A 22,652-nucleotide genomic window follows, 5' to 3' on the forward strand; every position below is an offset into this window, starting at 1 on the left:
CGGCAAGTCTACACGCCCCAGGCGACATCAAGGGACAGTTCATCGGTGACTCCAGGGGCCGACTTGAGGACCCCAAGCATGTCCCGCCGCCCCTGACTGCACGCCCTCACACTGGACGCCCGGTTTCGCTTTGGCCTATACTGATGCGAGGTTGTTATGCTTAGAGCAGAAATCATCAGTGTAGGGACGGAACTGCTGTTCGGAGAAATTGTGGACAGCAACGCCGCGTTTCTGGCCAGAGAGCTGGTCGAGCGCGGCGTGACCCTGCACCGCAAAACTGTGCTGGGCGACAACCTGCCCCGCCTCACCGAAGCCATTCAGACGGCCCTGGGCCGCGCCGACCTGCTGATTCTGGGCGGCGGCCTGGGACCGACCGACGACGACCTGACCCGCGAGGCGATTGCCGCCGCGCTGGGTGAAATCCCCCACGAAGACCCCGACCTGGTGGCGTGGCTGCGCGGCCTGTACGAGTCGCGCGGGCGAACCATGCCCGACCTGAACCGCAAGCAGGCCTGGCTGATTCCCTCGGCCCAGGCGCTGCCCAACCCTATTGGCACCGCGCCGGGCTGGTGGGTGCAGACAGGCGGCCAGCACATTGTGGCCCTGCCCGGCCCCCCGCGTGAAATGCAGCGGATGTGGCGTGAGCAGGTGCTGCCCCGGTTGCCGGCGCCAGCGGCGGCGCTGCGCCACACCACCCTGCACACCTCTAGGATTGGCGAGAGCAACCTGGCCGAACGGCTGGGCGACCTGACGCGCGGGGCCAACCCCAGCGTGGCCACCTACGCCCGCCTGACCGGCGTGGACGTGCGCTTGGCCGCCAGTGCCCCCACCGAGGCCGAGGCGCTGGCCCTGCTGGGTCCCGTGCGCGAGCAGGTACGCGCGGCTCTGGCCCGCTGGACCTGGGGCGAGGACGACCAGACCCTGGCCGGCGCCGTGGGTGAGGCCCTGACTGGGCGGACCCTGGGCGTCATTGAAGCCGGCAGCGCGGGCGTGCTGTGTACCCTGCTGGCCGACCAGCCAGGCTTTCTGGACGCTGCCGTGACCCAGGACCACCGCCGCTTGATTACCCTGGGCCTGACCCCGGTGACCCTGCACGACCAGGGCCTGGTCAGCGAGCAGGCCGCCCGCGAACTGGCGGCGGGCGCCCGTGAACACCTGGGGGCCGAGGTGGGGCTGGCCGTGGTCACCTGCACCGCAGGCGAGCGTGCTGGCCAGGCCTACGCCGCGCTGGACACAGGCCAGAATGTGGAGGTCACCCAGGTGGACTGGCCCGGCGAAGCCGCCCAGATCCGGGAACGCGCCGCCGTCTCGGCACTGGCCCTTGCGCTGCGGGGTCTCCAGGCAGAAGGATGGCCGGCGTGAAGCTCAAGAAGACCTCCGCCCGCCCACCGCAGGCACCCGCCCCCAAGAGCGCGGTGCCCCGGACGGCGGCGCGCCCCAAGCCCGAAGCAGCGCGTTCCCAGGCCATGCCTACGCCCACCCCCAGCACCGAACCGCACGTTCCCGGCACGCAGCGGCTGTTCTATGCCTTCAAGGTGCCGGCCAATCTGGTGGGGCCGCTGCGCGAGGGCCAGCGCAAGCTCAAAGGCAACTGGCGCATCGTGCAGGGCGACCAGCTGCATGTCACGCTGGCCTACCTACCCGCCGTGCCGCCCGACCGCGTGGACGACCTGAAGCGCCTGGGCACCCGCCTGGTGCAGGAGCTGGCGCCGCTGACCCTGCATCTACGCGGCACCGGGTACTTTCCCAACGAGGGGAGTCCACGCGTGTGGTTTGTCAAGGTCGAAGGCGAGGGCCTGGCCGAACTGGCCGCCGCCCTGCGCGACGGCATTCACGCGCTGGGCCTGGCCACCGACGACCTGCCGTTTAAAGCCCACGTCACGCTGGCGCGCAAGAAAGGCCCGGCGCCGCGCGTGCCGCCGCTGGTGTTTACCCAGCAGTGGCCCGCAACCAGCGTCACCTTGCAGCGCAGCATTCTGCGCAAAACTGGCCCCATCTACGAAACCGTGAGTTCCTTTCGCCTGCGCGGCGAAACGCCCCCACCCCCCGAAACCGCCCTCACCCCTGTTCAGGAGACGCCATGAGCAAAGAAAAAGAAATCGCCGCTACCCCCACCGACGCCAAGGAACGCACCAAGGCCATCGAAACGGCCATGAGCCAGATTGAAAAGGCGTTCGGCAAGGGCAGCATCATGAAGCTGGGCGCCGAAAGCAAACTGGACGTGCAGGCCGTATCCACCGGCAGCCTGAGCCTGGACCTGGCACTGGGAATTGGCGGCGTGCCCAAGGGCCGCATCACCGAGATTTACGGCCCGGAGTCCGGCGGCAAGACCACGCTGGCCCTGAGCATCCTGGCCCAGTCGCAGCGGGCCGGCGGCACCTGCGCCTTCATTGACGCCGAACACGCCCTGGACCCCGTGTATGCCCGCGCGCTGGGGGTCAACACCGACGAACTGCTGGTGTCGCAGCCCGACAACGGCGAGCAGGCGCTTGAAATCATGGAGCTGCTGGTGCGCAGCGGCGCCGTGGACGTGGTGGTCGTGGACTCGGTGGCCGCGCTGACCCCCCGCGCCGAAATTGAAGGCGAGATGGGCGACAGCCTACCGGGCCTGCAGGCCCGCCTGATGAGCCAGGCGCTGCGCAAGCTGACGGCCATCCTGAGCAAGACGGGCACCGCCGCCATCTTCATCAACCAGGTGCGCGAGAAGATTGGCGTGATGTACGGCAACCCCGAAACCACCACCGGCGGGCGCGCGCTGAAGTTCTACGCCTCGGTGCGGTTGGACGTGCGCAAGATTGGCCAGCCGATCAAGGTCGGCAACGACGCCGTGGCCAACACCGTGAAGGTCAAGACCGTCAAGAACAAGGTCGCCCCGCCCTTCAAGGAAGTCGAACTCACCCTGGCCTACGGCAAGGGCTTTGACCAGCTCTCGGACCTCGTGGGCCTGGCGAGCGACATGGACATCATCAAGAAGGCCGGCTCGTTCTACTCCTACGGCGACGAGCGTATCGGCCAGGGCAAGGAAAAGGCGATTGCCTACATCGCCGAGCGCCCCGAGATGGAGCAGGAAATCCGCACCCGCGTGCTGGGCGCCATCAAGGATGGCCGCGACCCGCTGGCGGCCGTGCCCACCGTGGCTGAATAAGGGGAAGCAAGCAACGCCGCGCGGCATTCAGTCCACGCGGCGTTGTGCTGCCTCTTGAAAGCCTGCGAATCAGTCCGAGGAGCCGTTCTCTGCTGGAGAAGTGCTTGTCGCCTCCGTACCTGTATCCTGCGAGTCTTTGCCGTCACCGGTCACCCGAGCCAGGGCAAAGGTCACGAGGTCCCAGGCATTGCGAATCCCCATGACCAGCAACACCAGGGCGGTCAGTCCGGTGAGATTCAGGGCCGCGTGCGAGTGCCTGGAGAGGGTCAAGGTGCCCGACCACAGCAGGAGCACGCACGCTCCTATAGGCGCGGCGGCGTACCACAGCCAGTCGGCCAGGTCCCAGCCGCGCATCTGCACGCGGCGGTGCAGGTGGCGCAGCACCACCGTCAGGTACACCAGGCCCAGACCTCCGGCACTGAGCAGCAGGGTGCCCAACCACTCGCGCGTCAAGCTGGGGATCAATAGGGCGGCGCTGAGAACCAGATTCAGCACGAAGGCCAGCAGGGCGGGGTCACTGTGCATACGCAAAATGGGCAACCGCTGCCGGTCGGTGGCGCGTTCACCTACAGTCACCGCCACGAACATCAGGCCTGCCAGTGTGGCGCCGGCGGTCCCGGTCAGCAGATAAAACGTCTCCCATTCCCGCACCAGCGTCTGAAATTCCTGCATCTGGCCCTCCCCTGTCTTCCTCCCCCATTGTGCCTATCTTCCACTGCACCTTTCGGCGGATGCCTGCGCCGCCCCTATGCGGGCACACTGTAGACACGCTTGGGGCCGGGGTTTCCGCACGGGAGACATTGACAGCCCTGCCCACAGCAAAGCCCCCACCCGAGTGAAGGTGGGGGCTTTACCGTGCAGCCAACGGACTGCCATTGATTTCTGGAATAACCGAGAAGGAGAGTGGCTGCTGCCGCTTCAGCGCTGTTGCCAGGCCCTCTCTTTCTCTGTCTTCCAGCGAATTCGCAGCACTGGGTCACGCTGCTCTACAGCTCGGCGGGTGCTCTTAGGCGAGTCAAACCCGAAGCATGTTTCGGAGTGGAGCAGACTCCGTCTTACTTCCGAATCAGGGCCCAGACGCCGGGCAGCAGCAGCGCGGCCAGCACCAGCTTCAGGGTGTCGCCCAGCAGGAAGGGCGTCAGGCCAGCGGTCAGCAGGGCGCCGCCTTTCAGGCCAGTCAGCGTCGCCAGGACCGGCAGGCCAAAGGCGTAAATCACGGCGCTGCCCGCCAACATGGCCAGGCAGGTGCCCAGGAACTTGCGGTCCAGCGCAAAGCGTTCCACCAGAAAGCCCACCAGCGCGGCGGCCAGCGGGTAGCTGACCAGGTAGCCCAGGCTGGCGCGCAGGCCACCCGTGGTGGGGGAATACAGGCCAGCGCTGCCGCCCGACAGGATAGGCAGCCCCGCCGCGCCGGCGGCCACATACACGGCCAGGGCCGCAAAAGCGCGCTTCCAGCCCAGGGCCGCGCCCACCAGCAGCACGCCCAGGGTTTGCAGGGTCAGGGGCACAGGCTTGAGGGGAATCTCAGCCTGGGCCAGCACCGCAACGAAAGCGGCGCCGCCCAGCACCAGCGCGATATCGCGGACCAGGCTGCGGGAAGGAACGAGGGTGCGGGCCAGGGTGGGGTGCAGAACAGTCATGGGAAACTCCTTTGAACAGAGAGGCAGAAAAAGAAGGCGGTAGGTGGTCAGGCGTGAGCTAAGGCGCTGGCCCGTCCAGGGTGCCCACCAGTTGCACGTCCCCGGCGCTGATGGTGCGCAGGCCGCTGGCCGTCTGCACAAGCAGGCTGCCCTGGGGGTCAAGGTCGGTGGCTAGGCCCTCCAGCAGGCCCGCCGGGGTCTGCACACGCACGGCGCGGCCCAGGGTGAGGTTGTGGGCACGCCAGGCCACCAGAATCTCGGCGGCCGGGGCGGTCAGCCAGGTGTGCAGTTCATGCAGCAGCCCCGACAGCAGCGCCGCGCGGGTCAGGTCAGGGCGGAACTCGCGCAGATGGGCTGCTTCTGGCGGCGCCGCCGAAACATTGATGCCGATGCCCAGCACCGCCCGCCGCGCTTCCTCGCCGCGCAGGTCGGCCTCCAGCAGAATGCCGGCCAGCTTGCGGCCGTCTTCGGTCAGGAGGTCGTTGGGCCACTTCAGGCGACCAGCCCCGGCGGCGCGCGCGGTGGCCACGCCCGCCGCCAGCGGCAGCAAGGCCAGTTCGGGCAGCGTGAGCGGCGCGCCGCTGGCCCCCTGCCGCAGCAGCACCGAGAAGACCAGCGTGCCGTGGGTGGTGTCCCAGGCCCGGCCCCGACGCCCACGCCCAGCAGTCTGGCGCTCGGCCACCACCACGGCGCCCTGGGGCGCGCCGCCCGGCGCCTCATCGGCCCAGGCGCGCGCCTCATCCTGGGTGCTGGTCACCGTGCCCCGGTAGCGCAGGGCGGCGCCCAGCAGACCGCCAGCGCGAACGAACTGCGGCGCGGGTGTGCCGGCCGCCAGCGCGTAACCCGCGCGCGAGACCTCCACCGGCACGCCGCTCTCTTGCAGGCGGCGGGCCAGGGTATTGACCGTCACGCGGCCCACGCCCAGCGCCTGCCCCAGCGCGTCCCCGGTCTGGGGCGCGGCAGTCAGCAGAGGCAGAAGGCGGTCGGGCATGGCCGTTCAGGGTTTTACGCGCTTTGCTGAACGAAGGCAATGAACCGGGTACAGAGTTGTGAGCTTGAGGGGCGCCGGGGCGGTCATCCGCCCGTCACACTGGCTTTGATAAACTGGCCCTATGACGATGGTGCGGCAGACCAAGCAGCGCTCGGCCGTGGTGGAGGTGCTGCGCGCCGCCCGCTCACACCCGGACGCCGCGTGGATCCATGCTCAGGTGCGCGCGCAGCTGCCCAGCGTGAGCCTGGGCACCGTGTACCGCACGCTGGACGCCCTGGTGCGCGACGGCGTGGTGGTCACGCTGGAGCGCGCCGGTCAGGCCACCCGCTACGACTACAAGCACGAAGGCCGTCCTCACCACCACGCCGTCTGCCGGACTTGCGGCGCCATTTTTGATGTGGACGCGGGCGACGTGCCGGCGCTGCCCGCTTCGGCCCTGCCGGCCGGGTTTCAGGTGACCGACGTGCGCCTGGAATTCATGGGCGTGTGCCCCGACTGCCAGCGCGGCTGAGAAGCGGTTCCACCGCTCCTGCCTGGAGGCGAGAGGCTCTAGTAGGACTCCTGCGGGTCAATCCCCTTGATTCACAGTCAGACGGCGCAAGCCATCCTCACCGTCACTGAAGGCCACCACATCACCGCCTTCCAAGTGCAAGACAACATCAAACCACCGGCACTGCTCGTCGAGTTCAAGGAGCCAGTTCGGATGCATGATCTCCAAGTCAACGGCAACGGGGAGGAGGAAGAGCGTGGCGCGAAGCGGGAACGTGCGGTGCGTCAGCACGGCGGTTATCCAGGTGGCGCGGTCAGTGCCGTCATGGTGGGGACGCCAGACCTTACCTGTCGAATGGTCGATTCGCATGAAGGCCTGCCAGTGCGGTTGAAAGGATTGGGGGAAGGCGGCGACTTCATACAGGTGCAACACCTGAGCAGAGGGTGTCTTGGCCAGGAGGGCTGTCGCGTGTCTCTTCGCCTGAAGCAATTGGGCTTTGTGCTGAGCAGGCGAGCGCATGTGCTTCAGTGTAAATATGTTAGCTCAAGCGCCTGCAGGGCGCCACACTAAAGTGTCAAAGTCCTGCTCACTCCTATGAGCACAGCCTCCCAGGCTACGCGCTGTAAAACAATGGAGGGCGACTCTCCATCCCTCTGAACACCACTTCAACACCCCGCCACTGGCCGCCCCACTGAACGGCGTTCAGACCCGAACGACGCCCAGACCTCAACCGTTTAGGGTGGGGCATGGAAGAACTGGTTTCGCTGGGCCTCTTTGTGCTGCTGGCCCTGCTGGTGCTGCCGGTGGTGGCCTTTGCGTATGCCCGCGCAGCTCGGCGGCGGGTGCGCGACCTGGCCGCCGAGTTGGACGCCCTGCGGGAGCGCCAGCACCAGCTAGAAGCCCAGGTGCGGCGGCTGGGTCGTCCCGGAGACCGGGCACCAGAGGCCCCGCAGGCGGCGGCCGTCACACCAGTTCCGCTGCCCGCGCATGAGACTCTGCCGCCGGCCATCCCGGCAGCGCCAGAACCGCCGCGCTGGCCGGAGGACGACCGGCCTCAGGCCGCGCCGCCCAGGCCGCCGCGCGGACCCTCGGTGTGGGGTCCAGAATTCAGCCAGGCGCGCATCAGCATTATCGGCAGCCTGCTGGTGCTGGGAGGCCTGGCGTTTACCCTGCGGGCCCTGGGCGCCCCGGCGTGGACCCTGCTGCTGCTGGTCTTTACGTTCGGGGGCGTGCTGTACGGAACGGCGCGGCGGGTGCCGTGGCCAGTCTCGGGGGCGCTGCGCGGCCTGGGGTACGGCGTGGCGGCCCTGGGCCTGGGCAGCGCCGCCCAGAGTGTGCCTGACACCTGGGGACCGGGGGCGGTGCTGCTGGGCCTGCTGCTGCTGAGCGGCGCGCTGGTCTGGGACAGCCTGCGGCGGCGTGAACCGCTGCTGGGCGCCGTGGCCGTAGGCGGCGCCGCCCTGAGCACCTGGATGCTGACCGACGACCTGGGCTGGGCCTCCATTCCGGCGGCCGGCGCCGCGCTGCTCCTGGGGGCCGTGGCGGTGTGGCCAGGCCGCGTGGCAGGCGTGACCGACCTGCCAGTGCCTGCCAACCCGCCGCCGGGCACCGCCCACCCAGGCGCGCGTCCCCTGACCCTGCTGGCCACGGCGGCGGTGCCGGTGGGCTGGCTGGAGGCGGCCCTGAGCCACGCCGAGGCCGTCACGTTTACTGGCTGGCTACAGCAGGGCCTGAAGGTGGAGGCACCACTGGGCCTGTGGCCCTGGCTGGCCTTCACCCTGCTGGCCCTCACTGTGCCAGCGGCGCTGCGCGGCGGCCCTGGAGGCACCCCACCGCGCCCAGCCGAGCGCCTGACAGCGGCCGGGGCCACCCTGCTGCCCCTGACCCTGGTGGCGCTGGCGGTGGGAACGGCCCTGAACGGCGCCCCTGTGCTATCCGCCACGGCGGCGCTGGGCCTGGGGCTGGCCCTGCTGCCCGCCGCGCTGGCCTGGCCCGGCTGGCAGGCGCGGCGGCAAGCCAGGCCCAGTGAAGGCGCAGAGCCTGGCCTGGCATCCACCCTGACCAGCAGCCTGACAGCTGGGGCCACCAGTGTCCTGGGCGCGGCGGCACTGGCCCTGCTGGGCGGCGGTGCCCAGTGGACGGCCCTGTCGGGCATCGGGGCGGCGCTGCTGGCGCTGGGCCTGGCTGGGCACTCGCGCACCTGGGGCCGCGTGGGGGCGGGGGTGCTGGCCTTCAGCGCCCTGTGCGCCGCAGGTCCCTCGGCTGAAGTCCTCAGCGGCGCCGTAGACAGCTGGCCCCTGAACGAACTGGACACGGCGCTGCTGACTGCTCCGGCCCTGGTAGCAGTGCTGGGAGCATTACGACTAGGCGGCAGTAGATGGTGGTCAGCGCCCCGCCCGGTTATCCCGGCGCCCAGACCAGAGGTCACCCCCCTGCCGCCGCTGCCGCGCCTGACTGGACCGCTGCTGGGCCTGGTCGGTGCGGCGGCCGGCACCCTGACCCTGGCCGCCGTGGGGACCTGGCCACTGGCCCTCTGGGGCGCGCTGGCGGCGGGGGCGGCTCTGCTCCTCCGCCGGACGGCGCCCGGTGGGGTGGCGCTCGTGGCCCTGACGCCCGCTGCCGCCGCCAGCGGGGCGTGGCTGCTGAGCCAGGACAATGGGGCAGAGGTGGCACTGGGCGTGGCCGTGACCCTACTGGCAGCGGCAGCGGTGCAGGGAGGCTTGGCACGCGTGCCTACGGGGCGTGCCCCTGTGTGGGCCTGGGCTGTACCGGCGCTGCTGGCCCTGACGCTGGGGCGAGCCGCCGCCCTGTGGTGGCCCGCACTGGGGGTGCCGGGTGGCCTGGCCCTGGCTACCCTGATGAGTGCTCTGCTGCCGTCGCCCCTGAGCCACCGCCGGCTGGACCTGCTTCTTGGGGCCGGGGTGCTGGCCGCGCTGCCCTGGGTGCAGGCCGATGGCCGCCCTGTCAGCGCGGCGCCCGTGCTGGGCGGGGCCCTGCTGCTGCTGGTCTGGGGCGCCCTGCGGACCCCGGTGGGAACAGTGCGATTGGGCCGGCTCGGCCGGGGGCGGCCAGTTGACCCGCAGGGCCCCGCCGAGGCGGTGCTATGGGGCGCGGTCCTCCTGAGCCTGCTGCCTATGCTGGCCGGCGCGGCGCTGGGCACCACACTGATGACCCTGGGCGGCTGGTGGCTGCTGGGCAGCGCGGCGGTGCTGGCCGTGGGCCTGCTGGCCTGCTGGACGGGACACCGCCACCCCCAGCGGACAGTGTGGGACGCCGGCCTGGCCCTGCTGCTGGTGGCTGGGCTCAAGGCGGCCTTGCTGGACGCACAGCTCTTGCCCAACCCCAGCCCGGTGATGGGCCTGGCCGCGCTGACGACCGGCCTGGCCCTGCTGGGGGTGGCGGTTTTTGCGCCGCGCCCACCAGGGACCACGGCCTCAGTCCCCAGTGCCCCAGCCGCCAAGGACGGCCCCGCCTGACGCCGCTGAACCAGGCCTGAGGCGACAATGGGGAACACTCAGAAGGAACCTTTCTTCTCCCGCTTCATACCTGCTATTCACCGCGTTGTGCGCCGCCGGGCGTGGAAGAGATAACCCGCTTCTACGCCACACCGATGACCTAGAAACCCGCACTTGGCCGCACTTCTGGTGGTGTCCAGAGGGGCTTGAGGAACGAGCTTGAGATGATCTCCCCTCCAGCATGAACCGCGTCGCGCGGCTGCTCAGCGCCTTCCCTCCTGGCATTTCCGCTCTCTGGCCGGGACGCGCGCCCTGGGGAAGCCGCGTTAGGCTGCGGGGATGACGGCGCCGGCTCCCTCTTCCCTGCCCGGCGACCCGCCGGCTTTTCCCACCTACCGCCTCCAGACCTTTTTGCCCGCGTTTCTGCTGGGCTGGGGCCTGGGGGCCGCCCTGACGTTTGCGGTGCGGGGAGCCGGCGCGGCGCTGCTGGCCGGTCCCTGTGAAGGCCGCACCCTGCTGGCGCTGCTGGTGCCGCTGCTGCTGGGCCCAGGGGGGCTGGCCTTTACGGCGGCCAATTGGCGCCGGCCGCGCCGCGCGGCGCTGGGCCTGGGGTTGGTGGTGGCCTCGCTGCTGCCCGCGCTGTTTGTGGGGGCCCAGGACATCGGCGGGTTGCGGCGAAGTGGCTGCGCGGGCGGTTATGTGGTCCTGGCAACGCTGCAAGGCGGGCAGCCTGGCGACAGCATCAGTACCCTTAGCCTGCCCGCAGGCGGCACGCGCACCCTCAGCGCACGCATCGGCGGCTTTACCTCGCAGACCCATCCAGGGGTCTTCACGCTCACCGGGGCCAGCAGCGCGCCGGGGCTTCAGGTGAGCCTTCCCCGCACCCAGGTCAGGGCAGGCGAACTGTTCACCCTGACGGTGAGGGCAAGCCCAGCGACCCCCGTAAATTCGTACACGGTGGGCGTGCGCGCCGTGACCACCCAGCAAGACCACAAGGCCGAAGCCACGGCCACTTTGGAAGTCAACGTGCGACCGGCGCCCGCACCATGACCCGGCCTAGAAGCGTAAAGGGTGAGCGCGAGGCGTAATGTAGAGCCTGTACCTCCACTGGACAGATCAGCTTCCCTACCCTGTTGTCCCGCTAGGTGCGTGGCACAATCGGGGCATGGTGGTGCCGCCGATTCCTGAACTGCTGACAACAATCTCGGCAACCTTCCTCACCATGCTGGTCGTGATGGACCCAATAGGCCTGGCGCCGCTGTTTATCGGCCTGGCCGGCAACCGGCCCAGTTTCGAGCGGCGGCGGGTGGCCCTGAAAGCCTGCGTGGTGGCGGGGATCATCATCCTGCTGTTCGGCCTGTTTGGGCGGGGCTTACTGGACCACCTCGGCATCAGCCTGAGTGCCTTCCGCATTGCCGGGGGCATCCTGCTGTTTCTGATCGCTCTGGACATGGTGTTTGCACGCCCCAGCGGCAGCAAGGAAACCGCCGAGGAAGAGCAGGAAGCCCACGAACGCCAGGACATCAGCGTCTTTCCGCTGGCCATTCCCCTGATTGCCGGCCCCGGCACGCTGGCCAGCATCATGATTCTGGCCGGGGACGCCCACGGCTCGCCGCTGCTACTGCTGGCGGTGTTCGTGGTGACGGCCGCTGTCCTGCTGCTGTGTTACCTGGCCCTGCGCCTGTCCGGGCAAATTGCGCGCGTCATTGGCCTGACGGGCGTGCATGTGGTCACGCGCGTGCTGGGTGTGCTGCTGGGCGCGCTGGCCGTGCAGTACGTGGCCGACGGCACCCTGGAACTGCTGCGCGGCGGCCTGAGAACAGGGTTCGTCTGGCCCTGGGCCAGCCTGGGCTGAGGGCCAGGGCCTTCTCAGGCAGGGTCAGGCGTTCCAGCCGCTTTGAAGCGGGCTGACTTAGACGGCAATGAACGGCTCTACGACCACCTAAGGATTTAGTCTGTTTGAAGTGGCCCCGCTGCTCACCTCAGCCTACTTCTCTCGTTTCCATCTCACCCGAAGAGACGCGGTGTTGCCAACCACACAATTGGCCCTTCTCTAAGCCATTGTCTCAAGCGGCCTGGGGGGTCTCTAAGCGTCTCAGCGCAACATTTGCTTGACGGCGCCGCTTTAGAATGCCGGGCATGATTTCCAGAAAGGACGTGCAACCCGAGCCACGACGACCGGCCGCCCCGGCTGACCTCAACGCGCCGCGTGTGCTGGTGCTCAACGCGTCCTACGAACCGCTGCATGTTACGAGTGCCAAGCGGGCCATCACGCTCATTCAGTACGGCGTGGCGGAGATTCTGGAAAACAGTGAGGACGTGGTGCGCTCGCCCAGCACCGTCATGCCCGTGCCCAGCGTCATTCGGCTGCGGCGCTACGTCCGCCGGCCGCGCGTACATCCGGTGCCGTTTAACCGGCGCAATGTGCTGCGGCGCGACACCTTCACCTGCCAGTACTGTGGGGCTGCCGAGGAACTGACGCTGGATCATGTCCTGCCCCGCTCGCGTGGTGGACGCCACACCTGGGACAACGTGGTGACCGCCTGCCGAACCTGCAACCAGCGCAAGGGCAACCGCACCCCCGAGGAAGCCGCCATGCCGCTGCGGTCTCGGCCCCGCGCGCCCAGCTTTGGCGTGTATGCCCACGGGCAATTTGCCCACTGGCAGCCGCAGTGGACGCGCTACCTGGGCGTCTAAGACGGCCTGCCGCCCTATGACGGCACTGCAAAGAAAGGCACCAGCTGCGCCTCCATCTCTCTTCTACGAAGCTCTTTGAGTCTGCTGCGCCGCTTTCTCAGGCGACCCGATCCAACCGGAGTCCATCTGGCTCTCGTCGGCTGCCCGCGCTCGCCTCCACGTCTGGGGCGGGCTGTTTTGTAGGGCACCGTCTGCACCTAGACTGCCGGGCATGAACCGCGACCAGGCGTATGCCCTGATGGTGCAGCACACCCCCTCGGCCTCGTTGCAGCGCCACATGCTGAATGTGGAAGCCGCCATGCGCGCCTATGCCCACCACTGGGGCGAAGATGAAGAACTGTATGCCGTCACTGGCCTGCTGCACGATTTTGACTACGAGGCCCACCCCGACGAGCATCCGGTCTGGGGAGTGACTTACCTGCGTAACCACACCGATACGCCGCCCGAGGTGCTGGACGCCATTCTGGGGCACGCCACCTTCACGGGCACGCCGCGCACCACCCGGCTGGCCCAGACCCTCTTTGCGGTGGATGAACTGACTGGTCTGGTGCAGGCCGCCGCCCTGATTCGGCCTGACAAAGATGTGCGGCAGGTCGAACTGCCCAGCCTGAAGAAGAGGTTTAAAAACCGGGCGTTTGCTTCGGGCGTCAACCGTGATGAGGTGGAGCAGGGCGCCCAAGAACTGGGCGTGGCACTGGACGACCACATGGCGCGGGTGCTCGCCGCCCTGCAGGCCATGCCTCCCGCAGGGGCCATCTCCATTCCATAAGAACTGCTGAGCGCGGTGTCAAGAACAGCTTTACGCATGGGTCTGCAGCAAGAATCACAATGCAGAGGTCAAATGTCGCTGCCCGTCGCCCCTGGGCCGGCCCATCAAGGAGACCCCATGAACAAGACCCTGCTGACTCTCGCGCTGTTTTTTGCCGCCCCCACTGCCCTGGCCACCGCGCCACAGCCCACGCTGATTCAGGTACAAGACACCAACAACAATGGCCAGCAGGACGATTTTGGTGGCACCCCCGGTGAGGGCCAGGAAGGCGTCGCCGAGGAACTGGGGGAGAACATTGACCAGGCTGCCCAGAACACAGGCGAGGCGCTGAACGACGCCGCACAGGCAACCGGTGAAACCGTCAATGACGCTGCTGCCGCCACCGGCGAAGCCCTGAACAATGCAGGTGAGGCGGTCAACGACGCTGCCCAGGCCACCGGCGAAGCCGTCAACGACGCTGCCCAGGCGACGGGCGAAGCGGTCAACAACGCAGGGGAAGCCGTCAACAATGCTGTCGACCCCAACGGCGACGGCGTGGTGGACACCAACAATGACGGCGTGGCCGACACCCGCCAGTTCCCCTGGGGCCTGCTGGGTCTGCTGGGCCTGTTCGGGCTGCTGGGTCGCAACCGCCCCGCTGCCACCACGACCTACAACCCCACCACTGGCACAACGACCACCACCGACCGCCGCTAAACACGGCAGAGCACACGCCCGGAAGGCCCTTATGTGGCCTTCCGGGCGCGTTTGGTGCCCGTTCCGGTTTAGCCCTTGGTCAGAATTCGGACGCTCAGGACCTGGTCGGCCACGGCGCCCTCAACTGGGGTTTCCTGGCCGGTGCTGGTGTCGCTGGTGCGGGTCAGCTTGGGCAGGACGTCGTCGCCCGTGACCACCTTGCCGAAGATCGTGTGTTTACCGTTCAGGCCGTCGGTGGGCCCAAAGGTAATGAAAAACTGGCTGCCGTTGGTGGCCGGGCCGCTGTTGGCCATGGCCAGAATGCCGGCGCTGTCAAAGGTCAGGCGGGTGCGGAATTCGTCGGCAAACTGGTAGCCGGGGCCGCCCGTGCCCCATTCAGCCTTCTTGGCTTCGTCCACGCTCTTGGGGTCACCCGACTGCGCCATAAAGCCGTCAATCACCCGGTGAAAGCGGATGCCGTCAAAGTAATGGTTGCGGGCCAGGAACACAAAGTTATTCACGGTGACGGGCGTTTCCTGCTCGTACAGGTCGGCCAGCAGTTGGCCCCGGTTGGTGTCAATCAGGGCGTAGTAGTCCTTGCCGTCTTCCAGGGTCAGTTCGGGTTCGCTGGTAAATTCGCGCACCGGCTGTTCGCTCAGGGCGGCCACCTGCGTGTAGCCGGTCGGGACAGCGCCCGGCTTGGTGACCGCAGCGGCGGGGGTTTCGGTGCTGGCGGCGTCGGTTCCAGTGTCAGCAGTAGTGGTCTCGGGGGTGTCGGTGCCCGTCTCGCTGCCGGTGGCCGGCGTGGTGTCTGCCGTCTCGGTGGTCGTCTCGGTGGTCGTCTCGGTGCCCGTGGTCGCCTCATTCCGGTTCTGGCAGGCGGTCAGGGCAAGCAGGGCAGTCAGAATCAGCGCAACGTGTTTCATGGTCTGCCCCAGTGTAGCGGGCCTGGCCAGGGGCCGGGCATCCATCAGAAGGTGCAGCGGCCGGGCCCGGGCAACCTCTTCTGTTTCGCCTGCAGGCGCTAAACTGCACAGTTGATGATTGTGACGATAGACGGCGTGGCGGCCAGCGGAAAATCCAGTGTCTCGGCTGGGGTGGCGCAGGCGCTGGGGGTGCCGTATGTCAGCAGCGGCCTGCTGTACCGCGCCGCGACCCTGCTGGGCCTGGAGGCTGGAACGGACCTGGGCGACGCCGCGGCACTGCTGGCCTGTCTGGAGGCAGCCCCGCCTCGCCTGGAGCCGCTGGCCAGCGGCAACCGCGTGTGGCAGGGCGGGCGCGACCTGACCCCCGACCTCCATTCCAGCCGCGTGGACAGCGGTGTGAGTGTGGTTGCGGCGCTGCCGGGCGTGCGGGCCTGGGTGGACGCCCAGCTGCGCGCCCTGCCGCAGCCATTTGTGGCTGAGGGCCGCGATATGGGCACCGCCGTCTTTCCGCAGGCCGGAGCCAAGTTCTACCTGACCGCCAGCCCCCGCGTCCGGGCCGAGCGCCGCGCCTCTGAGCGCCCCGAGGAAGTGGACGCCATTGAGGCGGCGCTGGTCGAGCGTGACCGCCTGGATACCCTGCAAAGTGTGCCTGCCGAGGATGCCCAGGTCATTGACACGGGTGGCCTGAGCCTGCAGGGTGTGATTAACACCATTCTGAACGCTCTACACTGACAGCCCACGAAAACGCCGCCCTTATGCACGAGGGCGGCGTTCTGATGTATGTATCTTAGGGGCGCGCGACGGTGAACTTCTGGCTGGTGTAGACCTCAGTGTCGCTCTCGACACTCTCGTCCCCCAGCGCCTTAAGGACCTTCAGTCGGAGCTGGTATACGCCGTTGGGCGCATCCTTACCGTTGCTGAGTTTGCCGTCCCATTCTAAATTGAAGAAGGCATCACAGGTGCTACTTGCCAAGGCGAGGTTATTCGTGCAGTTGCGGCCTAGATACTCCTCTGTGCGGAGTTTTTCCATAACCGTGCCGTTTGCATCTAGCAGGTCGAGCGTCAGCCTGCGGGATTGGTGGGAGAGTTGCGCGATGATATACGGGGCGTCCATCGTCAGTTCGTTGGGCTTGCTTGGGTCAACGGCCACATCTTTAAACGTGTAATCAATAGGCGTGGTAACGTTCTGCCCCTCGGTGTAGTACGTATTAGCCACGTCGTCCGCCAGAGCGGGGAAGTTCTGGCTAGTGCCGTTCACGATCAGGTTGCCGAGTACCTGGATGCTCTGGTAGTCGCCCTTGAAGCCGCCGTAGGGAATCACCATGTTCTGACCGGAGTTGCTTTCAAGAATGATGTATCCGCCGTACTGAGCCTTGTCAGACGCGCCTGCGGGCGGCGCGATCACAACGTTCAGCTCGGCTTCGCCGTTAGCAGGCACAACAACTTCGACATCAGTCTTATCGGCATCCTGTCCATTGATGGTCATGGTGGCGTAGGCCGTGCTGGCAGTTGGAGCCCAAGTGGTGCCGCCAACAGTTAGGGCGGGGTAGTGGTACGCCTTAAATGTCTCAGTGCGGCTGTAGGTGTTTTTCAACACAACTACTTTATTGCGGGTGGCGAAGCTGGCGCTTTCCCCCAGGCTGAGCTTATTGGGCGTGGCGCGCACTGTGTTGTAATACGAGCCGACGATATCCAACATGCCCGCTCCCTGGCGCTGCACGTGATCGGGTAGGCCGGTGAACAAGGTGCCGTTGGCAGCACGGTACCAGCGCAACGAAGCGCTGTTCATGAGCAGGCCGCGCATGTCCTTGGCCTTGGTGTTTGGGAAAGCCTGAAGCATCAGCGCGGCGGCCCCGGCCACATGTGGGGAAGCCATGGAGGTGCCGCTCAGGGTTGCGTAGCCGCTGGCGTCCTTGGTTAGAGGATACGCGCTGCGGATGTTCCCGCCGGGCGCGGCGATGTCGGGCTTCTGCTCCAGCTCAGCGCTCATGCCATATGAAGAGAATGTGTCGAGGGTGTTCCCGGTTGGACTAGGAATACCGATCTTTCCGGCCTTGAATGTCAGGCTGACACCACTACTGATTAAGCCGTCAATCTTGAGGCCATCGGCACGGCTCACGCTCACCACAGGAATAGTGATGCTGCTATCTAAGCCTCCCGGTACCTGATAGCCAGCAACGTTGTTATACAGGACAACTGCGCTGGCGCCAGCCTTTTGGGCGTTGGTCACTTTTTCTAGGAAAGTGCAGGTGCCACGCTGAATCAGCACAGCTTTGCCAGTCAGACTGCCAGCGGCGAAGCCGCCGCTGACAGTGCAGCCGTCATTCGCCGTAGTAGAGGTGCTCCCAGGCTTCTTAGTAATAGGTAGCGTAACACCAGGCGTTCCGATAGGTGGGCCGTCTCCTGTCACGTATCCAACACTGCTGCCGTCGCTGAGGGTGAAGTTGTTAACTTCAATCTCAATATTGCTGACCGACGCGACCGAGATCACGTTGTCCCCCATGGTTACACCGCCCATGGAGTACTGACCATTGGCTCCGCTGTTCCCAGCAGATGCCACAACAATCATGCCCTTCTTGACCATGCGGCTGCCGACCTTGGCCGAGGGCGTTCCTTCCCAGTTTTCGAAGGCCGAACCGATACTGAGGTTCACAATCTGCATGCCGTCCGCGTAGGCGCGCTCCATAGCGGCGATCATGATGTCCTCTTTGGTACTTCCGTTGCAGCCGAAAACTCGGTAGGCCCCAAAACTAACCTCGGGCGCTACACCCTTGAAGCCTTTACTGGAATCGTTGCCGCCCACAATGCCCGCGACGTGTGAGCCGTGGCCCTGGCAGTCGTCGGCGATGGGGTCAGGGACAGGAGAGTCGGCTGGTTTACTGTACTGATCGCCCACAAAGTCGTACTGTGCGACTACACGTCCCGCGAAAGCAGGGTGCTCCAAGTCAATCCCGGTGTCAATCACGCCGACCTTGATGCCCTTACCGGTCAGACCCAGTTCGTTCTGGGCGACGCTGGCTCCCGTCATGTTGATGGCGGAGAACATGTCAGGAGTCAGGGTATCAGCCAAGTTGCGCTCAACCACGGGGGCAGGGATGACCTTAACGGGATATACGCCCAATACGCCGGCCATGCGAGAGATGCGATTGATCTCGGCGCTGCTGGCCTTCACCGAGAAGCCGTTAAAGAGCGTATGGAAGCTCATGACTTCCTGATAGCGGATACCCAGCTGGGCGGCCTGGGTACGGAAGGCAGCCTGCTGAGCGCCAACGCTTTGGACGCTCAGGGCCGTAGGGTCACCAGCCAGTTCCACGAACCAGCGATCAGTGGCCTGTGCACGGGCGTTCAGTTCTTTGGCCGAGTGAGCGTTGGGCGTGACGGTTTGGGGCGTACTGTTATTCCCACAGGCGCCTAGCACGAGGGCCAGGCTTAGCAGGGACGCGGTCTGAATAGTCTTCTTCACGTATTGACTCCTCGGGTGCGCCTTAGCGGCGGCTCAGGGCGATCTGGTATGTATTGGTGGCCTTGTCGTCGGTGGCGGTCGGGTCATCGTGAATCTCGAAGCTGGTCACGACAACGGTGTACGTGCCGCCGACAGGTGTATTGAAGCGAATTTCCGATTCCAGATTCGTGCCGCCGTCGTCATCCTTCTCCAGAACAGTTTTTCCATCGGGCATCAGGATCATGACGTAGGGATCCAGGGTGCTAGCGGCGTTTGCACTGACCGATTTGACAGTCAGCTTCAGGGGATCGCCCGCCGCTGCATCAAACTTGAAGTAATCTATGTCGCGGGCCTGAGCCGTAATCGCGCCGTTGATCGGCGTGCCCACCGTCAGGAGGGTGGCTGCAGCTACACTGTCATTAGGTTCATTGGCATCTACGATAGACACGGTGGTCGTTGTTGTCGCCGTAGAAACATTGTTCAGTGCGTCATAAGCTTTGGCCGTAATGGTGTGCACACCATTATCTGCGAAAGCGTAAGCTTTGTTGGCAGTAAATGGAGCGGTGGTGTCAGTTGCAACGAGCACGCCATTGTCGAAAAAGTCAACTTTAGTCACGCCTACGTTGTCGGTGGCCGTAGCCGTAAATGTCACAACGCCAGCTGCAACCAAAGGGTTAGGCGCCGCTGTGACACTTACTGTTGGCGCCGTGTTGTCAATGTTCACCGTTATGGCAGTGGTCGCCTCAGCAGTGTTTCCAGAAGTATCAGTGGCCACAGCTCGGTAGGTCACACTGCCGTTTTGAGAGCTCGTGATATTGTCTGTCGCCGTGTAAGGCGCTGTTACATCTGTGAAGATGAGGGTCGTTCCTTTATAAAATGACACTGAGGCTAACGCAACGTCGTCTGAAGCTGTCGCCGTCAGGGTGACTTGGCCAGCGTTTGTGACGGTATTGGGGGTAGCGACCAAGCTCACCGAAGGCTTGGCAGTATCCGGGGTCGGCTGCGGATTACAAGCGCTTAGCAAGGCACCTGTCAAAGCCAAAAGGGCGAATGTAGTGGATCTCTTCATGGAATCTCCTTTGCCACTCGACTTCTCTCTACCCGTGAGAGAGATGAGTCTATAAAAAGACGAGACAAGAACGGAAACAGAACCGACAGAGAGCCGGTTAATGTCATGCGGTGAGGCCCTAAGATAACGTCACATGCAGCAAGGGGCAAGGTGCCCTAAGCTCAATTTCAGATTCAACTCAGAAAACAGTCGAGACAACCTCATCCCAAAACCCGGTACGGTGGCCTCATGCGCGCTGCTCTCCCCGCCTTACTCCTGCTGTCCTTGCTCTCGGCCTGCCGCCCGCAGGAGGTGCGTCCGCCTGACGCCTACGCCCTGAGCGGCACCATTGCTGGCGACTGGGGCGCCGCGCCCCGCCTGCGCCTGGCGCTGGTGGGCACAGGCGTACCGGTGGCCGTGACCAACACCAGCGCCATTGGCCAGAACGTCGTGAGCAGCGATCCGAACACCTGGCAGTTCGGCTTTGATCTGCCGGGCATCCCGGCGGTGGCGGGCGTGTATCAGGTCATCGCCTTTGACGACGCCAACAACAACGCCCGGTATGACGTGGGCGAGACCTTTGCGCGCAACCGGCAGTGGCTGGTGTACAGCCCAGTTTCGGGGACAGTGGACACGGTAGAGATTCCAGAGTTCCTGGGGGGCGGCGAGCTGCTGCCGGCCATGACCGTCACGCGAGGTTGGAATCTGTATGACCGCAGTGTGGCACTGGGCGCCGGTAATCCCAGCCCCTTTACCCGGCTGACCAGCTACACCCTGAGCCGCTGAGCCGCCGCTGCGCCATGAGGGCTGGCCCAGTGAAGCCTCAAGGCGGGAACGGTGGCCAGGCCGCAGTCTCGCCTCTTGCCGCCCCCTAGCCTGACGCCATGCGCCGCCTGTTGCCACTGACCCTGCTGCTGACGCCTCTGGCCCTGGCCCAGTCTGACGCGGCGCTGGCGGCGGTGGACGCCGCGCAGATGAGCATTCCCGCTGCCCGGCAAAAGGCCTATCCCGGCAGTGCCCTGACCGTGCGGCAGACCCTGGCGGCAGGCAGCACCTACACCCGTCAGGTGGTGAGCTACCAGTCCGACGGCCTGCGCATCAACGCGCTGCTGACGGTGCCGCGCGGGACGCCACCCAAAGGTGGCTGGCCCGCCATCGTCTTCAATCACGGCTATATCCCGCCCAACGTCTACCGCACCACTGAGCGCTACGTGGCCTATCAGGACGCCTTTGCGCGGGCAGGCTTCGTGACCCTGAAAAGTGACTACCGGGGTCACGGCAGCAGCCAGGGCGAGGCGCTGGGCGGCTACTACGCACCGGGCTACACCACCGATGTCATGAACGCGCTGAGCAGCCTGAAGCAAGATGGCCGGGTCAACGCCGCGCGTATCGGCATGTGGGGGCACTCGATGGGCGGCTTTCTGACCCTGCGGGCGATGGTCATTGACCGGCAGGTGAAGGCTGGGGTCATCTGGGCGGGCGTGGTGGGCGACTACCACCAGCTCCTCAACGAATGGAACAACCCTGTGCCGGTCTCTATTCCGGCCCGCATCCTGAACCTGCGCAAACAGGCCGTGGCGAAATACAGCACCCCGCGCCAGAACCCGCAGTTCTGGAATCAGCTCAGCGCGACCTCCTACCTGCGCGACCTGGGCGGCCCCGTGCAGCTGCACATAGGTACGGCAGACAAGGAGGTGCCCGTGGCCTTTCACACCTCGCTGGCCACCCGCCTGAAGGCCCTGGGCAAGCCGGTGCAGAATTACGTCTACCCCGGCGACAACCATGACCTGAGCCGCAACCTGCGCGTGGCCCTTGACCGCAGCGTCAAGTTCTTTCAGCAGCACCTGTAACGGCGCGCCCTGACCTTGCGGCCGCGCGTGCTGGGCCGGCCACCTTTAAGTTATCGGCAGCCCATAGACCCGCTGAGCGTTTTCGTCTGTTGAACGCTCCAGTTCAGCGGGGGCCAGGCCGCGCAGCGCCGCAATGAACTCCAGCGTGTAGCGCACGTAACCGGGCCGGTTGGGTTTGCCCCGCTTGGGGACTGGGGCCAGGAAGGGCGCGTCGGTTTCCACCAGCAACTGGGAGAGGGGCACCTCACGCGCCGCCGCATGAATCTCAGCGGCGTTCTTGTAGGTCGTGTTGCCGGCAAACCCGAAATAGGTGTGGTCACCGCGCTCCAGCCCAAAGCGCAGCAGACCTGCATGTCCACTGAAACAGTGCAGGATGACCGGCACCTCTGGCCAGGCCCGCAAGACCTCCATGCCCCCCTGGTGGGCGCTGTCCTGGCCAGCCTTGTCGCGGGTGTGAATGACCAGCGGCTTGCCCGCGCGGCTGGCCAGGTCCAGCTGCCACTCGAAGGCGGCGCGCTGCACTGAGCGCTGATCCGCGTTCCAGTAGTCGTCCAGGCCGCTTTCGCCAATGCCCACCACGCGCGGGTGTTGGGCCAGGGCTTCCAGTTCGGCGCGGGTGTCAGGGCTGTCCTGGTCGGCGTCGGTGGGGTGCAGGCCCACGGTGGCATATACGTCAGAAAACTGCTCGGCCAGGGCCACCGCATTGCGGGCATGCTGAACGCTGGCGCCAATGCAAACCATGGCGCTCAGGCCCAGCTCGGAGCGGGCGCTCGCCGGGTCGTCCAGGTAATCCAGATGGGTATGCGTGTCGATCATGCCCGCAGGCTAGCGCTGTCCAGCTCTGTCCCATGCCATCCCCACCACTCTCATGAGAGGCCCGCGCTAGAGTGCGAGCCGTGCAGAAAACTGGCCTCTACGCCCTGGCGGGCATCACCCTCTTTGCGCTGACGTTTGTGTTGTTGCCGACAGGCGGCCACGTGGCCGATACCGGCGCGACCCTCTCGGGCGTGGAGCTCAAGCTCTATCCCTCGCGTGACCCGGACGCGGTGTGGAGCTTCCGCGCCGTCAATGTAGAAAGTGACCCTGAGCAGAACCGCACCTACCTGAGCGGCCTCTCGGGTGGGCAGCGGGTAAAGAAGGAACGCGACGCCCGGGGACGCCTGACGGGACGTGAGGTGCTAGACGCGCGCCTAACGGCCCCTGACCTGACGATTGACGGCCAGGACAACATGACCACCCGTCAGGCCCGCATCACGCTGGTGCGCGAGTGTGCCGACATTGACCTGACTGGTACGGATAAGACACCCGTGAAGATTGAGCAGGGCCAGGGTTTTAGCGCGCCCAAAGCGCAGGTCAATTCACCTCAGATGAATGGCTTTATTGGCCTGCTCAAGATGAGCTTTGATTTCAACATTGAGGACTCGGATAACGCGACCTCAAACTTTACCTACGACCTTGATACCACTGAACGCTGTGTCAATGGCCAGCGCGTCCCCGGCGCCTAAACCACTCAGGAGATCACCC

General features: G+C 65.9%; 22 protein-coding genes. 14 read left to right on the forward strand and 8 right to left on the reverse strand.

The window, feature by feature from the left end:
• Positions 1 to 156 precede the first annotated feature (156 nt).
• From K7W42_RS03935 to recA, 3 genes are read left to right on the forward strand one after another with little or no spacing between them, the layout of a single operon-like run.
• Positions 157 to 1,362: a CinA family nicotinamide mononucleotide deamidase-related protein gene (locus K7W42_RS03935; protein WP_224572475.1), complete on the forward strand. Its 1,206-nt coding sequence runs from the start codon at positions 157 to 159 to the stop codon at positions 1,360 to 1,362.
• On the forward strand, positions 1,350 to 2,084 hold the full coding sequence (thpR, locus tag K7W42_RS03940; RefSeq protein ID WP_439648849.1) for an RNA 2',3'-cyclic phosphodiesterase: 735 nt from the start codon (positions 1,350 to 1,352) through the stop codon (positions 2,082 to 2,084). The genes K7W42_RS03935 and thpR overlap by 13 nt, the downstream gene beginning before the upstream one ends.
• Positions 2,081 to 3,145, forward strand: a complete 1,065-nt coding sequence (recA, locus tag K7W42_RS03945; protein ID WP_157457959.1) for a recombinase RecA — start codon at positions 2,081 to 2,083, stop codon at positions 3,143 to 3,145. Before thpR ends, recA begins: the two co-directional genes overlap by 4 nt.
• Before the next feature lie 69 nt (positions 3,146 to 3,214).
• Here the strand turns inward: recA and K7W42_RS03950 are convergent, their stop codons facing one another.
• From K7W42_RS03950 to K7W42_RS03960, 3 genes are all read right to left on the reverse strand, one after another.
• Positions 3,215 to 3,817, reverse strand: a complete 603-nt coding sequence (locus K7W42_RS03950; protein ID WP_224572476.1) for a hypothetical protein — start codon at positions 3,815 to 3,817, stop codon at positions 3,215 to 3,217.
• A gap of 383 nt (positions 3,818 to 4,200) precedes the next feature.
• Positions 4,201 to 4,785 (reverse strand): biotin transporter BioY, encoded by a 585-nt coding sequence (locus K7W42_RS03955; RefSeq protein ID WP_224572477.1) that lies wholly within the window; start codon positions 4,783 to 4,785, stop codon positions 4,201 to 4,203.
• Between the two features lie 58 nt (positions 4,786 to 4,843).
• The gene (locus K7W42_RS03960) at positions 4,844 to 5,776 is read right to left on the reverse strand and encodes a biotin--[acetyl-CoA-carboxylase] ligase (protein WP_224572478.1); all 933 of its coding nucleotides are present in this window, start codon (positions 5,774 to 5,776) and stop codon (positions 4,844 to 4,846) included.
• Between the two features lie 121 nt (positions 5,777 to 5,897).
• On the opposite strand from K7W42_RS03960, the gene K7W42_RS03965 reads away from it, so the two are divergent.
• The gene (locus K7W42_RS03965; protein WP_224572479.1) at positions 5,898 to 6,287 is read left to right on the forward strand and encodes a Fur family transcriptional regulator; all 390 of its coding nucleotides are present in this window, start codon (positions 5,898 to 5,900) and stop codon (positions 6,285 to 6,287) included.
• A 57-nt stretch (positions 6,288 to 6,344) separates the two neighbouring features.
• Here the strand turns inward: K7W42_RS03965 and K7W42_RS03970 are convergent, their stop codons facing one another.
• Positions 6,345 to 6,785: a hypothetical protein gene (locus K7W42_RS03970; protein ID WP_224572480.1), complete on the reverse strand. Its 441-nt coding sequence runs from the start codon at positions 6,783 to 6,785 to the stop codon at positions 6,345 to 6,347.
• A gap of 227 nt (positions 6,786 to 7,012) precedes the next feature.
• Between K7W42_RS03970 and K7W42_RS03975 the strand changes: the two genes are divergently transcribed.
• From K7W42_RS03975 to K7W42_RS04000, 6 genes are all read left to right on the forward strand, one after another.
• Positions 7,013 to 9,742: a hypothetical protein gene (locus K7W42_RS03975; RefSeq protein ID WP_224572481.1), complete on the forward strand. Its 2,730-nt coding sequence runs from the start codon at positions 7,013 to 7,015 to the stop codon at positions 9,740 to 9,742.
• Positions 9,743 to 10,060: 318 nt separating this feature from the next.
• Complete coding sequence (locus tag K7W42_RS03980) at positions 10,061 to 10,771, forward strand: hypothetical protein (protein WP_224572482.1); 711 nt, start codon at positions 10,061 to 10,063, stop codon at positions 10,769 to 10,771.
• A 115-nt stretch (positions 10,772 to 10,886) separates the two neighbouring features.
• Positions 10,887 to 11,576 (forward strand): MarC family protein, encoded by a 690-nt coding sequence (locus tag K7W42_RS03985; protein WP_224572484.1) that lies wholly within the window; start codon positions 10,887 to 10,889, stop codon positions 11,574 to 11,576.
• A 284-nt stretch (positions 11,577 to 11,860) separates the two neighbouring features.
• Positions 11,861 to 12,418, forward strand: coding sequence for an HNH endonuclease (locus tag K7W42_RS03990; RefSeq protein ID WP_157457966.1), 558 nt, complete (start codon positions 11,861 to 11,863; stop codon positions 12,416 to 12,418).
• A 211-nt stretch (positions 12,419 to 12,629) separates the two neighbouring features.
• A complete protein-coding gene (locus K7W42_RS03995; protein ID WP_224572486.1) occupies positions 12,630 to 13,187 on the forward strand; it encodes an HD domain-containing protein in 558 nt (185 codons plus the stop codon).
• 117 nt (positions 13,188 to 13,304) lie between these two features.
• Positions 13,305 to 13,883, forward strand: a complete 579-nt coding sequence (locus K7W42_RS04000; protein ID WP_224572488.1) for a hypothetical protein — start codon at positions 13,305 to 13,307, stop codon at positions 13,881 to 13,883.
• A 68-nt stretch (positions 13,884 to 13,951) separates the two neighbouring features.
• On the opposite strand, the gene K7W42_RS04005 is transcribed toward K7W42_RS04000, so the two are convergent.
• Positions 13,952 to 14,788, reverse strand: coding sequence for a peptidylprolyl isomerase (locus K7W42_RS04005; RefSeq protein ID WP_224572490.1), 837 nt, complete (start codon positions 14,786 to 14,788; stop codon positions 13,952 to 13,954).
• A gap of 114 nt (positions 14,789 to 14,902) precedes the next feature.
• On the opposite strand from K7W42_RS04005, the gene cmk reads away from it, so the two are divergent.
• Positions 14,903 to 15,520 carry a (d)CMP kinase gene (gene cmk / locus K7W42_RS04010; RefSeq protein ID WP_224572492.1) on the forward strand — a complete coding sequence of 206 codons (618 nt, stop codon included), beginning with the start codon at positions 14,903 to 14,905 and terminating at the stop codon, positions 15,518 to 15,520.
• A gap of 55 nt (positions 15,521 to 15,575) precedes the next feature.
• On the opposite strand, the gene K7W42_RS23110 is transcribed toward cmk, so the two are convergent.
• On the reverse strand, positions 15,576 to 18,251 hold the full coding sequence (locus K7W42_RS23110) for a S8 family serine peptidase (protein ID WP_369411316.1): 2,676 nt from the start codon (positions 18,249 to 18,251) through the stop codon (positions 15,576 to 15,578).
• 22 nt (positions 18,252 to 18,273) lie between these two features.
• Entirely contained in the window at positions 18,274 to 19,299 is a 1,026-nt protein-coding gene (locus tag K7W42_RS04030) for an Ig-like domain-containing protein (protein WP_224572494.1), read from the reverse strand.
• 228 nt (positions 19,300 to 19,527) lie between these two features.
• Here K7W42_RS04030 and K7W42_RS04035 point away from each other — a divergent pair, with 228 nt between their 5' ends.
• Both K7W42_RS04035 and K7W42_RS04040 read left to right on the forward strand, forming a co-directional pair.
• Positions 19,528 to 20,064 carry a hypothetical protein gene (locus K7W42_RS04035; protein ID WP_224572496.1) on the forward strand — a complete coding sequence of 179 codons (537 nt, stop codon included), beginning with the start codon at positions 19,528 to 19,530 and terminating at the stop codon, positions 20,062 to 20,064.
• 98 nt (positions 20,065 to 20,162) lie between these two features.
• On the forward strand, positions 20,163 to 21,128 hold the full coding sequence (locus tag K7W42_RS04040; RefSeq protein ID WP_224572499.1) for an alpha/beta hydrolase family protein: 966 nt from the start codon (positions 20,163 to 20,165) through the stop codon (positions 21,126 to 21,128).
• 45 nt (positions 21,129 to 21,173) lie between these two features.
• On the opposite strand, the gene K7W42_RS04045 is transcribed toward K7W42_RS04040, so the two are convergent.
• Positions 21,174 to 21,944 (reverse strand): TatD family hydrolase, encoded by a 771-nt coding sequence (locus tag K7W42_RS04045; RefSeq protein WP_224572500.1) that lies wholly within the window; start codon positions 21,942 to 21,944, stop codon positions 21,174 to 21,176.
• A gap of 80 nt (positions 21,945 to 22,024) precedes the next feature.
• Here K7W42_RS04045 and K7W42_RS04050 point away from each other — a divergent pair, with 80 nt between their 5' ends.
• Entirely contained in the window at positions 22,025 to 22,633 is a 609-nt protein-coding gene (locus K7W42_RS04050) for a hypothetical protein (RefSeq protein WP_224572503.1), read from the forward strand.
• The last annotated feature ends 19 nt before the right edge of the window (positions 22,634 to 22,652 follow it).

This window comes from Deinococcus betulae (genome assembly GCF_020166395.1).
GTDB classification, from domain to species: domain Bacteria; phylum Deinococcota; class Deinococci; order Deinococcales; family Deinococcaceae; genus Deinococcus; species Deinococcus betulae.

Bases quoted from the DNA above. Each gene is read 5' to 3' on its own strand.
- K7W42_RS03935 (WP_224572475.1), top strand. From the start codon at position 157: ATGCTTAGAGCAGAAATCATCAGTGTAGGGACGGAACTGCTGTTCGGA.
- thpR (WP_439648849.1), top strand. From the start codon at position 1,350: ATGGCCGGCGTGAAGCTCAAGAAGACCTCCGCCCGCCCACCGCAGGCA.
- recA (WP_157457959.1), top strand. From the start codon at position 2,081: ATGAGCAAAGAAAAAGAAATCGCCGCTACCCCCACCGACGCCAAGGAA.
- K7W42_RS03950 (WP_224572476.1), bottom strand. From the start codon at position 3,817: ATGCAGGAATTTCAGACGCTGGTGCGGGAATGGGAGACGTTTTATCTG.
- K7W42_RS03955 (WP_224572477.1), bottom strand. From the start codon at position 4,785: ATGACTGTTCTGCACCCCACCCTGGCCCGCACCCTCGTTCCTTCCCGC.
- K7W42_RS03960 (WP_224572478.1), bottom strand. From the start codon at position 5,776: ATGCCCGACCGCCTTCTGCCTCTGCTGACTGCCGCGCCCCAGACCGGG.
- K7W42_RS03965 (WP_224572479.1), top strand. From the start codon at position 5,898: ATGACGATGGTGCGGCAGACCAAGCAGCGCTCGGCCGTGGTGGAGGTG.
- K7W42_RS03970 (WP_224572480.1), bottom strand. From the start codon at position 6,785: ATGCGCTCGCCTGCTCAGCACAAAGCCCAATTGCTTCAGGCGAAGAGA.
- K7W42_RS03975 (WP_224572481.1), top strand. From the start codon at position 7,013: ATGGAAGAACTGGTTTCGCTGGGCCTCTTTGTGCTGCTGGCCCTGCTG.
- K7W42_RS03980 (WP_224572482.1), top strand. From the start codon at position 10,061: ATGACGGCGCCGGCTCCCTCTTCCCTGCCCGGCGACCCGCCGGCTTTT.
- K7W42_RS03985 (WP_224572484.1), top strand. From the start codon at position 10,887: ATGGTGGTGCCGCCGATTCCTGAACTGCTGACAACAATCTCGGCAACC.
- K7W42_RS03990 (WP_157457966.1), top strand. From the start codon at position 11,861: ATGATTTCCAGAAAGGACGTGCAACCCGAGCCACGACGACCGGCCGCC.
- K7W42_RS03995 (WP_224572486.1), top strand. From the start codon at position 12,630: ATGAACCGCGACCAGGCGTATGCCCTGATGGTGCAGCACACCCCCTCG.
- K7W42_RS04000 (WP_224572488.1), top strand. From the start codon at position 13,305: ATGAACAAGACCCTGCTGACTCTCGCGCTGTTTTTTGCCGCCCCCACT.
- K7W42_RS04005 (WP_224572490.1), bottom strand. From the start codon at position 14,788: ATGAAACACGTTGCGCTGATTCTGACTGCCCTGCTTGCCCTGACCGCC.
- cmk (WP_224572492.1), top strand. From the start codon at position 14,903: ATGATTGTGACGATAGACGGCGTGGCGGCCAGCGGAAAATCCAGTGTC.
- K7W42_RS04030 (WP_224572494.1), bottom strand. From the start codon at position 19,299: ATGAAGAGATCCACTACATTCGCCCTTTTGGCTTTGACAGGTGCCTTG.
- K7W42_RS04035 (WP_224572496.1), top strand. From the start codon at position 19,528: ATGCGCGCTGCTCTCCCCGCCTTACTCCTGCTGTCCTTGCTCTCGGCC.
- K7W42_RS04040 (WP_224572499.1), top strand. From the start codon at position 20,163: ATGCGCCGCCTGTTGCCACTGACCCTGCTGCTGACGCCTCTGGCCCTG.
- K7W42_RS04045 (WP_224572500.1), bottom strand. From the start codon at position 21,944: ATGATCGACACGCATACCCATCTGGATTACCTGGACGACCCGGCGAGC.